At 57.2% G+C, this 11,784-nt stretch carries 12 protein-coding genes; 6 read left to right on the forward strand and 6 right to left on the reverse strand.

The window, feature by feature from the left end; genetic code table 11:
* Positions 1-36: 36 nt before the first annotated feature.
* Positions 37-789, reverse strand: a complete 753-nt coding sequence (fnr, locus tag PGS10_RS00510) for a fumarate/nitrate reduction transcriptional regulator Fnr (RefSeq protein ID WP_004862555.1) — start codon at positions 787-789, stop codon at positions 37-39.
* Positions 790-983: 194 nt separating this feature from the next.
* The gene (ogt, locus tag PGS10_RS00515) at positions 984-1,499 is read right to left on the reverse strand and encodes a methylated-DNA--[protein]-cysteine S-methyltransferase (protein WP_045392390.1); all 516 of its coding nucleotides are present in this window, start codon (positions 1,497-1,499) and stop codon (positions 984-986) included.
* A gap of 453 nt (positions 1,500-1,952) precedes the next feature.
* On the opposite strand from ogt, the gene PGS10_RS00520 reads away from it, so the two are divergent.
* The gene (locus PGS10_RS00520; RefSeq protein WP_045392558.1) at positions 1,953-2,072 is read left to right on the forward strand and encodes a hypothetical protein; all 120 of its coding nucleotides are present in this window, start codon (positions 1,953-1,955) and stop codon (positions 2,070-2,072) included.
* Between the two features lie 32 nt (positions 2,073-2,104).
* Here PGS10_RS00520 and abgT read toward each other — a convergent pair whose 3' ends face one another.
* The 3 genes from abgT to PGS10_RS00535 all read right to left on the reverse strand — a co-directional run bounded on the left by abgT (position 2,105) and on the right by PGS10_RS00535 (position 6,503).
* On the reverse strand, positions 2,105-3,631 hold the full coding sequence (gene abgT / locus PGS10_RS00525; protein WP_316422208.1) for a p-aminobenzoyl-glutamate transporter: 1,527 nt from the start codon (positions 3,629-3,631) through the stop codon (positions 2,105-2,107).
* Positions 3,632-3,747: 116 nt separating this feature from the next.
* Entirely contained in the window at positions 3,748-5,193 is a 1,446-nt protein-coding gene (locus tag PGS10_RS00530) for a M20 family metallopeptidase (protein ID WP_063415000.1), read from the reverse strand.
* A complete protein-coding gene (locus PGS10_RS00535) occupies positions 5,193-6,503 on the reverse strand; it encodes a M20 family metallo-hydrolase (RefSeq protein ID WP_047064903.1) in 1,311 nt (436 codons plus the stop codon). Before PGS10_RS00535 ends, PGS10_RS00530 begins: the two co-directional genes overlap by 1 nt.
* Before the next feature lie 166 nt (positions 6,504-6,669).
* On the opposite strand from PGS10_RS00535, the gene PGS10_RS00540 reads away from it, so the two are divergent.
* Together PGS10_RS00540 and smrA are read left to right on the forward strand one after the other, a co-directional pair.
* Positions 6,670-7,578 carry a LysR family transcriptional regulator gene (locus tag PGS10_RS00540; protein ID WP_047042859.1) on the forward strand — a complete coding sequence of 303 codons (909 nt, stop codon included), beginning with the start codon at positions 6,670-6,672 and terminating at the stop codon, positions 7,576-7,578.
* Positions 7,579-7,680: 102 nt separating this feature from the next.
* Positions 7,681-8,244, forward strand: coding sequence for a DNA endonuclease SmrA (gene smrA / locus PGS10_RS00545; protein WP_045392373.1), 564 nt, complete (start codon positions 7,681-7,683; stop codon positions 8,242-8,244).
* On the opposite strand, the gene PGS10_RS00550 is transcribed toward smrA, so the two are convergent.
* The gene (locus PGS10_RS00550) at positions 8,241-9,047 is read right to left on the reverse strand and encodes an IclR family transcriptional regulator domain-containing protein (RefSeq protein ID WP_015366809.1); all 807 of its coding nucleotides are present in this window, start codon (positions 9,045-9,047) and stop codon (positions 8,241-8,243) included. The genes smrA and PGS10_RS00550 overlap by 4 nt on opposite strands.
* A gap of 167 nt (positions 9,048-9,214) precedes the next feature.
* Between PGS10_RS00550 and PGS10_RS00555 the strand changes: the two genes are divergently transcribed.
* Genes PGS10_RS00555 through pcaF form a run of 3 tightly spaced genes read left to right on the forward strand, consistent with a single transcriptional unit; the run spans position 9,215 to position 11,781 of the window.
* Positions 9,215-9,901 carry a 3-oxoacid CoA-transferase subunit A gene (locus PGS10_RS00555; RefSeq protein WP_045392371.1) on the forward strand — a complete coding sequence of 229 codons (687 nt, stop codon included), beginning with the start codon at positions 9,215-9,217 and terminating at the stop codon, positions 9,899-9,901.
* Positions 9,902-9,911: 10 nt separating this feature from the next.
* A complete protein-coding gene (locus PGS10_RS00560; RefSeq protein ID WP_015705262.1) occupies positions 9,912-10,568 on the forward strand; it encodes a 3-oxoacid CoA-transferase subunit B in 657 nt (218 codons plus the stop codon).
* 10 nt (positions 10,569-10,578) lie between these two features.
* The gene (gene pcaF, locus PGS10_RS00565; RefSeq protein ID WP_316422425.1) at positions 10,579-11,781 is read left to right on the forward strand and encodes a 3-oxoadipyl-CoA thiolase; all 1,203 of its coding nucleotides are present in this window, start codon (positions 10,579-10,581) and stop codon (positions 11,779-11,781) included.
* The last annotated feature ends 3 nt before the right edge of the window (positions 11,782-11,784 follow it).

Raw genomic sequence — 11,784 nt, forward strand, 5'->3', positions numbered from 1 at the left:
CCAGCACAAGGTGGAAGAGAGTATAGCGGAGATAAATCAGGCGACGTTGCGCGCCTGGCCTGCCAGTTGCGCCAGCAGATCGCTGTTTTCGATGGTGATATATTTCCCTTTCACCGCCAGCATACCGCTTTTCTGGAAACGACCAAGCAGGCGGCTGATGGTTTCAACCGTCAGGCCCAGATAATTGCCGATGTCGCCACGGGTCATGGTCAGACGGAACTCACGCGGTGAGAAACCGCGCTGCGCGAAACGGCGGGACAGGTTGTAGATAAAGGCCGCCAGCCGTTCTTCGGCGTTCTTTTTGGAAAGCAGCAGGATCATGTCCTGATCGCCTTTGATCTCGCCGCTCATCAGACGCATCATCTGCTGACGCAGGTTCGGCATTTTACCGGAAAGATCATCCAATGTTTCGAACGGAATTTCGCAGACCATCGAGGTTTCCAGCGCCTGCGCGAAGCTTGGGTGCAGGGCGGTGCCAATGGCGTCAAAGCCGACCAAATCACCAGCCAGATGGAAGCCAGTAATCTGCTCATCGCCTTGTTCGGTGATGGTGTAGCTTTTGATGGTCCCTGAACGGATAGCGTACAGCGACTTCAGCTCATCACCCGCTTTGAACAGGGTTTGCCCTTTCTGAATAGGCTTTTTACGCTCGATGATATTATCAAGCTGATCCAGCTCATGTTCGTTCAAAGTAAAGGGGATGCAGAGCTGGCTAATGCTGCAATCCTGACAATGGATTGCACAACCACCAGACTGTATGCGTCGTATAATTCGCTTTTCCGGGATCATATGTCTGCTCAAGCTTTAATTGATATTGGTCAATTTTAACATCTTTTTGAGGAGCAAGTAAGTCTCGAAACCCGGAAAGACGTAATATTAGAAGGGTAAATATGTCGATCGCCATATCTCTTTGATAACAAGAAAATTATTAAGCGATTAATTATTGTAAAGTTACCTGTAATTTCCAAAAAAGGCATTATCTGTTAAAGCAGCAAATAGCCCTCATGGCGCAATAACCACTCTTTACGCTGTACGCCGCCGGCGTAGCCGGTCATGGTGCCGTTGCGGCCAATCACCCGATGGCAGGGAACCACGATGCTGACCGGATTGGAACCGTTTGCCGCGCCGACCGCACGGGCCGCGCCCGGACGGCCAAGAACCTCGGCTAACTGACCGTAATGCATCACCTGCCCGCAGGGAATCGTGCGCAGCGCTTGCCACACCTGACGTTGAAAGGGGGTACCGGCGGTTGCCGTCGGCAGGGTATCGATAATTGCGAGATCGCCGTCGAAGTATTGCTGCAGCTTCGCGCTCAGCCCGCCAGGATCGCGCGCATCAACGCGTTTATAACCCTCGTGACGGTAGTGGATGTCGAGCAGTTGCTCCATGCGGTCGCGGTGCTGATCCCACTCTACGGCGCGCAGGTTGAATTGTTCATCGCAAATGACCCACAGCGGCCCCAGCGGGGTGTCGATTTTATCTTGCAGCAGCGTCAGCATCGGGCGTCCTTCTACGAGGTTAATTCGGCAAGGGCACACCATATCATGACGTGCGGCCTGCAAACTATACCTCCGAAAGGTCAGCAAATAATGAAACCTGTACTATTAATTTATAAATACGAATCGCAGTCATTTAAATTCAGTCATTCCGTTGCCTGATGGTTAATCGTCGGAATAAAGGAAGGGGTGGAGCAATGTTTATTTTTGCATTAACTAGCAGGCGCGGCGTGATGGGCATTTTGCTACCTTTGTCTGGCGGCGAATTTCCCTGTGCGGAGGAGCGTTCAGTTCAAATCTCTATGCAGTTTGTCATACGCACGCGGATTAGTGTGAACTGGCTAATTCACCGGGAGGCACCCGGCGCCGCAGATAAATATACAGGCATTCCTTGAGTCAATTATTTTTTCCAGCGCTTTGGCGCTGGTTTTTTTTAACTACAAGAAAGGTGGCGATATGCAATACATGTTAACGGGAGTTGTTGTGTTGATTATCAGCGGATTAGCTATCAATTTGCTGTCGGTGGTCATCGAAAGTCTGTATAAAACGTTCCTGAACCGCACCACATCGCGTTAACTTACGCAGGCCATCCCTGGCCTGTCGCCGCGTTATGGCAAGCGTGGATAAATACCTGGGCCAATCGGTAGCCCTACCAGGTACCAACCCACCAGCAACAGCAGCCAGACGGCTAAGAAAATCAGCGGGTAGGGTAATACCAGCGAATAGTAGGTACCCAGTCTGGCATCGGGCCGGTAGCGCTGTAAAAAGCCGAGAAACAGCGGTACAAATGGCGATACCGGCGCGAGCGGCAGTACGGACGAATCGGCGATACGAAACAGGATCTGCGCAAACGCCGGGTGAAAGCCCAGCAGCATAAACATCGGTACAAAAATGGGCGCCAGAATCGACCAGATAGCCGAACCGCTGGCGATAAACATACACAGAAACGCCGACAGCAGCGCCAGACCGACAAACGCCGGCACGCCATTCATTCCCGCACTTTCCAGTATATCCGTTAATCCTACCGCCATGAATTTCCCCATATTGCTCCAGTTGAACATGGCGACAAACTGGGCCAGCGGGAAGACCATCACGATGAAGCCGGCCATCTCCTTCATCGGCTCGATCATTAACTGCGGCAGGTCAGCCTGACGGCGAATTTTGCCGGTGGCGATGCCGTAAGCTAAAGATACGACGAAAAAGAAAAAGATAATCAGCGGTACGATGCCTTTAATAAAAGGCGAGGGCATCACGGTATGTTTGATAGGATCGCGCAGGATGCCGTTTTCCGGCACCACCATCAGTGCGATAACCGCCACAAACAACAGCGCCGCAATACCGGCAATGCGCAGCCCGAAGCGCTGTTCCGCCGTCAGCGTCTGCAGCGTTTCATCGCTCTGGCCTTGCCACTTTCCTAGCCGCGGCTCGACCAGTTTATCGGTAATCAACCCGCCGACCAGCGTCAGAACGATGACTGAGGTGGCCATGAAGTACCAGTTGTCGATAACGCTAACATGCAGCGAGGCATCAAGCGTTTTCGCCGCTTCGGTACTAATACCGGAGAGCAACACGTCGGTAGTGACAATAAGTAAATTTGCCGTGAATCCGCAGCCGACGCCGGCGATTGCCGCCAACAACCCGGCTACCGGATGGCGGCCGACGGCGAGAAACATTAACGCCCCCAGCGGCGGCATAATGACCAGCGCCGCGTCGGAAGAGATGTGGCTGAAGAAGGCGATAAATAACACCATGTAACTGGCGTAACGCGCGCTAACGTGCGATGACATCTTGACCATCAGCGACGGCAGCAGGCCGACACGTTCGGCGAAACCGGCACCGAGCACCAGCGCCAGAATCGCCCCCAGCGGCGCGAAGCCGCTAAAGTTTTTAATCACGTTTGGCAGAAACCAGTGCAGCCCTTCTACGCTGAGCAGGTTCTTTACCACCACTCGCGAACCGTCGGTGGGGTTCTGTACGCTGACGTTTAGCGCCGACAAAATGGCGGTGGTGGCCATCAGCGCGACGATCAGATAGATAAACAGCAAAAATGGATGCGGAACCTTATTACCTATTTTTTCAACCCAGCCATACAGCTTACCGGTGGGGGAATGCGACGGTATGGATGACATACTCATGGGCGTTCCTCAGTTGTCGTTGTTGTGTTGTTTGCGGCATGCCTCAGGGGTTGTCAGCTGTTATTTTTATTGGCGATTGCCATCACGCTGTACGCTATCCCAGAGGCTAATTTTTCTTATTTTAAAATTGATGGTACGACGTCACGCGGGATCGGGCACTGGTATGGAGTTACCGCCAGTACCTGAGCCAGTTCCTGCTGGCTTGCTTCGAGTAACGGCCTGTCGCTGAACAAACGAATCGCCGTCGCTCCCAGAATTTTACCCGCCAGCAGCATCCCTTTATGGGCGATGGAGGTTCTTCCCTGGCTCACCAGTTGCCAGCTATGCAGCGGCGTACCGATGGCGAAACAGGGGCTAAAACACTGGGCCACCGGCGCTTTCCAGCTCACGTCGCCGACGTCGGTAGATCCCGCCAGCACGTTTTCCGTTGCCGCCCACGGCGCGACTTCATCAATCAACACCGTGTCGTGATGGCGGCGGGCAAACGCTTTTCCTTCTTCACCGCTGGTGCCGGCAATATTCTTCAGGCTGTTATTTATATCGTTCACGCCGAGCGTGGCGCGAATATCCGCCGCGAAAGCGCGCTCTTCGTCACTCCACTGCGGCGTACCGTAATGACATACGGCCTGATACATTGCCGCTTCCAGCGTGCGATTGGGGAGATAGCTGGAACAGGCTTTTTCAAAACGGCAACTGACGCTGGTTTCGGTCATCAGCGCGGCGCCCTGGGCGATTTTCTCAATACGGGCGAAGATTTGCTGCACAGCGGCCATCTCCGGAGCGCGAATCAAATACAGCACTTCAGCTTGCGCCTGCACCACGTTGGGCGACACGCCGCCGGTATCGGTAATGGCGTAGTGCACACGCGCTTTCTCGATAATATGCTCATTGAGGAAATTACTGCCGGTGGTCATCAGCGTGACGGCGTCCAACGCGCTCCGCCCCAGATGCGGTGAGTTTGCCGCGTGCGCAGCGGTTCCGGTAAAGCGCCACGCCGCCTGAATATTGGCCAGCGTGCTGGTACTGAACATCCCGGCCCAGGCTTCCGGATGCCACGTGAGGGCGGCGTCAATATCATCGAATAATCCCTCGCGCACCATAAAGGTTTTACCCGAGCCGCCTTCTTCCCCCGGGCAGCCATAAAAGCGCAGGGTGCCCGCTCCGCCTTGCTGCTGCAGCCACTGTTTCGCGGCGACGGCGGCGGCGAACGCCGCGGTGCCGAGGAGATTATGCCCACAGCCGTGACCATTTTCCCCCGGCGTCGCGGATGTTGGTTCAGCACTGTGCGCCTGTTGGCTGAGTCCTGCCAGCGCATCAAACTCGCCGAGCAGGGCGATGACCGGTTTACCCTCGCCGTAGCTGGCGATAAACGCATTGGGTATGCCGCCAGCGTGACGGGTTAGCTGAAAACCTTCCGTTTCCAGCGCATCGGCCAACCGCGCGGCAGACCAGAATTCCTGGAAGCGGGTTTCCGGATGATCCCAGATATCATCGGCAATAGCGCAAAAATCGTCGCGCCGTGACGTAATGATGTCATCGACAAATTGATAGATCTTTTCCATCACACACCTCGCTGCCAGGGAAAGTTGAGCGCGATGCGCGCCAGCGTCTCGACCGCGATGACCATCACGCCTTCGTCGAAATCAAATTTCTCGTTGTGATGTCCGGCGCTCAGTTCAGTACCGAAAATCATGTATGAAGCCAGTCCACCGCGATCCTGTACCCGCGCCATCATCAAAGTGGCATCTTCGGATCCCGCCGGCGCGGCAATATGATCCACTGCTTCTACTACCCCCGGCACCTGTGCTGCCTGCTCACGCAGGTATTGCACCCACGCCGGAGAGGGGGCGCTGGAGGTTGCCGCGCCCATGAGCCGAAGTTCATAGCGGGCTTCATACATCGCTGCGGCGCCGGCAATCACGTTTTGCGCCCGCTCAAACACATACTGGTTGATAGCTTCCGTCTCGCCGCGGGTTTCCACTTTAATTAGCGCCGATGAGGGGACCACGTTACGCCCGGTGCCGGCCTGTATGACGCCGACGTTAACCCGCGAGGCGCCTGCGCTGTGCGGCGCGATGGCGTGTAATGCGAGGGCGGCCTGGGCGGCGGCCAGTAGCGCGTTGCGCCCATCTTCCGGTTTGCCGCCGGCGTGAGCGGCGACGCCCTCGAATTGCACGTCGAATTTGGTGGTCGCCATAAAGTTGTCACCGCCGCAGACCACGGTACCGTTGGGAACGCCGGTACCGATATGAATGGCGGTGAAGTAGTCCACGTTATCGAGCACGCCTGCCGCCACCATCGCGCGCGCGCCGCGGGTGCCTTCTTCGGCAGGCTGGAAAATCAGCTTGATGATCCCGTTGAGCCGATCGGCATACTGCTTTAGCACGTGCGCCAAACCCAGCCCAATGGCGGTATGTCCGTCATGGCCGCAGGCGTGCATCATCCCGGCGTTGCAGGAGGCGAAACCCGCGCGATGCGGGCGATGGCGATCGTCGTGTTGTTCGTTAAGATCGAGCGCGTCCATATCGACGCGAAACGCAAGCGTAGGGCCGGGGCGGCCGGTGTCCAGGGTGGCGACGACGCCGGCGAATCCGCCTTCAAAAGCCGGCAGCCAACGTTCCGGCGCTCCCTGTTCGCGGGCGCGCTGGAATGCCTGCTCCAGGGTAGCATCGTCGGGCAGCCCCATCCGGCTGTCGGCATCGATAACGTCGCGACCCAGCGCCAGTTGATAACCGAGGCCGTCTAAGATCTCGGCAACCTTGCTGGCGGTGCGAAATTCCAGCCAGCCGGACTCCGCGTGCAGGTGAAAATCACGACGCCATTGCGTCATTTCCGGCGCCAGCTGGCTTACCAATTCATGAAGTTGCGGCATAACCCTTCCTGTCATAATTAAAAAGTGTGACGGCGTTCACGGTGTGATAGCTTTTAATTATCACAAACGCCTTTCTGGCAATCTCACCCTTAACCTGCCACAGCATGATGGATTACAGTAGATGTCATTTTCTTCTGTCTGATAAACAATGGTTATCACCTAAAACATGTCATTTCAGATTAAATTTCATCAAATTCGCGCCTTCGTTGAGGTCGCTCGCGAGGGGAGTATTCGCGGCGCCAGCCGGGCGCTGGCGATCTCGCAGCCCGCGTTGACCAAAGCGATTAAAGAGCTGGAAGAAGGGCTTTCCGCCCAACTGTTTGTCCGCCGCAGCCAGGGGGTGGCGCTGACGGAAAACGGCGAAAGTTTTTATCAACATGCGAGCCTGATCCTTGAAGAGCTTCGGGCGGCGCAGGATGAACTGCTGCAGCGTCAGGGGGAGCAGGCCGGGCAGATTAATATTGGTCTCGGCGCCAGCGTCGCCCGTTCGCTGATGCCATCGGTTATCTGTCGCTTTCATCAGCAGCATCCGCTGGTGAAGGTTCGGATCATGGAAGGGCAACTCCTGGCGATGATTAATGAACTGCGCCAGGGTGAGCTTGATTTCACTATCAACACCTACTATCCCGGCCCGTACGATCATGAATTCAGCTTTGAAAAACTGTTTGAGAAACCGTTCGCGGTATTCGCCCGCGCAGGGCATCCGGCGGCGCGCGCCACTTCCCTGACTGAATTGCTCGCTCACCACTGGACGATGCCAACGCCGCGCGGTAGCTACTTCAAACAGTTGCAGGAGATGTTCAATCAGGCCGGGCTGGCGCCCAAGGTCGATATCGTTTGCGAAACCTTCTCTTCATGCATCAGTCTGGTGGTGAAGAGCGATTTCCTTAGTATTCTGCCGGTAGAGCTCGGAAACGATCCGATGATGGCGGATAAACTGGTGATGATCCCCATACGTGAGGTATTGCCCAGGGCAACTTACTACCTGATCCAGCGGCGCGACACGCGACCAACGCCGCTAACGGCTTCGTTAATCACCCTGTTTCGTCGTCAAAGCCGTCAATTGTTTCCTTAAATATCCCGCGTTGGTCTATTTGCCAGCAGTTGCGGCTAAACGCGTTGAGGGGTAGGCGTGAGGCGGCTATAGTAGCAGGCGATAGCCGCTGGAGGAGTGACCATGAACCTTGACGACAAATCCCTGTTTCTTGACGCCATGGAGGATGTCCAGCCTCTGAAACGCAATAATGACGTACACTGGCATCGTGAACGACCCGCGCGCGCGCCGCAGCGTATCGATACCCTACAGCTCGATAATTTTCTGACCACCGGCTACCTCGATATTGTGCCGCTCGCCGTGCCGCTGGAGTTCAAACGGGAAGGGCTGCAAAGCGGAGTGCTGGACAAGCTGCGGCGTGGAAAATACAGCCAGCAGGCAAGCCTGTCGCTGTTGCGCCAGCCGGTCGAACAGTGCCGGCAAATGCTGTTCGCCTTCGTGATACAGGCGCAAAAAGAGGGGCTGCGTAATTTACTTATCATCCACGGCAAAGGCCGTGATGACCAGGCCCACGCCAATATTATTCGCAGCTACCTGGCGCGCTGGCTGCCAGAGTTGCCCGAGGTACAGGCGTTTTGCGCCGCGCTACCGCACCACGGCGGCAGCGGCGCTTGTTACGTGGCGCTGCGTAAATCCGAACAGGCTAAGCAGGAGAACTGGGAGCTGCACGCTAAACGCAGCCGCTAGCGCAGCAGCAGCGTTAGCTCGCGGGCGGCTTTTTGTAATTCCGGCAGCACCCTGTCCAGCATTTCGCGGGTCGACATCTGGCCCGCGTGGACCCCGACGTTCAGCGCTGCTTCCACCTGTCCCTGTGGGTTATATAGCGGTACCGCCAGCGAACGCAGCCCCATTTCCAGTTCCTGATCGTTCAACGCATATCCCTGCTGATGCACACGTTTTAGCTCCGCGCGCAGCTTATTCACCGAATCTACCGTTTGCGGGGTGTAGCGAATCATCGTCACCCGGCCCAGCATGTCGTTCAGCCTTTCTTCCGGCTGATGGCTTAACAGCACGCGCCCCATGGAGGTCGCCCACGCCGGCAGACGACTGCCAATATCAAGATCGATCGTCATAATGCGCGAACTGGAGGCGCGGGCGATATACAAGATATCGTCGCCATCCAGGGTGGCGATTGAGCAGGACTCATTGAGCATTTCGCTCAGATGCTTGAGCACCGGCTGCGCCGAGCGCGCCAGCGGCGTTGAGGCCAGCCAGGCGTGGCCGAGGGCAAGTATCCGTGGTCGCAGCTGGAAATTCTTGCCGTCTTCGGCGTAGACGAAACCCAGCTTGCTTAGGGTGTACAGGCAGCGACGTACCGCCGCTCGGGGGATGCCGGTCTTTTGGCTGATCTGCGAAATCGACAGTACCGGGCGCTGCGGGGTAAAAGCCTGAATCACTTCCAGCCCGCGCGCCAGCGATGCCATAAAGTTCGGATCGCCCTTAAACGGATCGCCGTCGCCCGCCACTACATCATCTGGATGCTTGTCCATTTTGTTCTCCGTATTTGCCATCGATCACATTCTTTCGCTAAAGATATACGATGTTCGATTATCGCACCATATTTCGATTATCGCCCTTGACCAGCATCGTTAAGCAGGTCACATTTTGTGCGAACAACGCATATAAGTGCGATTACCGCACGTTAAGGAGCGACCTGATGATTGATAAAAGCGTGTCGACGCTGAGTGAGGCCATTGCCGGGATCCACGACGGCGCGACCATCATGATCGGCGGATTTGGCCCCGCCGGGCAGCCGACGTATCTGATTGACGCCCTGATTGACCAGGGCGCCCGCGACCTAACCATTATTAATAACAACGCGGGTAATGGCGAAGTGGGGCTGGCGGCGCTGCTTAAAGCCGGGCGGGTGCGCAAAATGATCTGCTCATTCCCGCGCCAGGTAGATTCACAAATTTTCGATGACCTCTATCGCCGCGGCAAAGTTGAGCTGGAACTGGTGCCGCAGGGCAACCTGGCGGCGCGGATCCAGGCCGCTGGCGCAGGTCTCGGCGCGGTCTTTACCCCTACCGGCTACGGCACGCCGCTGGCGGAAGGCAAAGAAACCCGGGAAATCGACGGCCGTCATTACGTGCTTGAATATCCAATTAAAGCCGATTTTGCGCTGATTAAAGCCCATCAGGGCGACCGCTGGGGCAACCTGGTCTACCGCAAAGCGGCGCGCAACTTCGGCCCGATTATGGCGACCGCCGCCAAAACCACCATTGTTGAAGTCTCGCAACTGGTCGCCCTTGGCGAACTCGACCCGGAAAACATCATCACCCCGGGGATTTTCGTCCAGCGCGTATTCTCGCTGGAAAATCTGTCCGCCGCGCAAAGCGCCTGAGGAGCCGAACATGCAAAAACTGACTCGTGACGAAATGGCCCAGCGCGTCGCCCGCGATATTCCGGAAGGCGCTTACGTAAACCTCGGTATTGGCCTGCCGACCCGTATCGCCAACTATCTACCTGCCGATAAAGAGGTGTTCCTGCACAGTGAAAACGGGCTACTGGGAATGGGGCCGAAGCCGCAGCCCGGCGAAGAGGACCCGGAGCTGATCAACGCGGGTAAAGAGTATGTCACCCTGCTGCAGGGCGGCTGTTTTTTCCACCATGGCGACTCCTTCGCCATGATGCGCGGCGGGCATCTCGATATCTGCGTGCTGGGCGCCTATCAGGTTTCCGCCAGCGGCGATCTCGCTAACTGGAGCACCGGCGCGCCGGATTCGATCCCGGCGGTCGGAGGGGCGATGGATTTGGCTATCGGCGCCCGCCAGGTGTTTGTAATGATGGACCATCTGACCCGCGATGGCGAATGCAAACTGGTCGAGCAGTGCAGCTATCCGCTGACCGGCGTCGGCTGCGTCAGCCGTATCTATACCGATCTGGCGGTCATCGATATTACCGACCGTGGTCCGGTGGTACGCGAAATCTTTAACGGCCTCTCATTTGAAGAGCTACAGCGCATCACTCCGGTGGCGCTGACTTTTGAACAACTGGCGGAAAGCGCGTGAGGAACCTATGATGAATCAGGCATTTATCTGTGATGCGGTGCGTACGCCGTTTGGCCGTTTTGGCGGCGCATTATCGAGTTTGCGCGCTGACGATCTGGCGGCGCTGCCGCTGAAAGCGCTGCTGGAGCGTAATCCGGGTCTCGATCCGGCGCTAATTGACGATGTGATCTACGGCTGCGCCAACCAGGCCGGAGAAGATAACCGTAACGTGGCGCGTATGGCGCTGTTGCTGGCCGGCCTGCCGCAGAGCGTTCCCGGCAGCACGATTAACCGCCTGTGCGGCTCGAGCCTTGATGCGATCGGCGTCGCGGCGCGGGCGATTAAAAGCGGCGAAACCCAGCTGATGATCGCCGGTGGGGTGGAGAGTATGTCGCGCGCGCCGTTTGTGATGGGCAAAGCCGAGAGCGCCTTTAGCCGCTCGATGCAGATGGAAGATACCACCATTGGCTGGCGTTTTATTAACCCGCAGATGAAAGCGCTGTACGGCGTGCACTCGATGCCGGAAACCGCGGAAAACGTCGCCGATGAGTTTGCCATTTCTCGCGCCGACCAGGATGCTTTTGCGCTTCGTAGCCAGTTGCGTACCGCTGCGGCGCAGGAAGCGGGGCGTTTCGCCGATGAACTGATCGCCGTATCGGTACCGCAACGCAAAGGTGAACCGCTGTGTTTCAGCCGCGATGAACACCCGCGCAGCACCTCGCTGGAGGCACTGGCTAAACTGCGCGGCGTGGTTCGCACCGACGGCAGCGTTACCGCCGGTAACGCCTCCGGCGTCAATGACGGCGCCTGCGCGCTGCTGTTGGCCAGTGAACAGGCCATGTCGGCGAATGATTTACAGCCGCTGGCGCGGGTTGTCGGCGTGGCGACGGCCGGGGTGGCGCCGCGAATTATGGGCTTCGGCCCGGCGCCGGCGGTGCGTAAGGTGCTGGCGCAAACCGGGCTGACGCTGGCGCAGATGGACGTCATCGAACTGAATGAGGCTTTTGCCGCACAGGCGCTGGCGATTACCCGTGATTTAGGTCTGCCGGATGATGCCGCCCACGTTAACCCCAACGGCGGGGCCATCGCGCTGGGCCATCCGCTAGGCGCTTCCGGCGGGCGTCTGGCGATGACCGCCGCTTATCAGTTGAAGCGAACCGGCGGCCGCTATGCGCTGTGCACCATGTGTATCGGCGTGGGCCAGGGGATTGCGCTGATTATTGAACGCGTTTAAGGA

This window comes from Klebsiella sp. 141153 (assembly GCF_032601995.1).
GTDB lineage: Bacteria > Pseudomonadota > Gammaproteobacteria > Enterobacterales > Enterobacteriaceae > Klebsiella > Klebsiella aerogenes.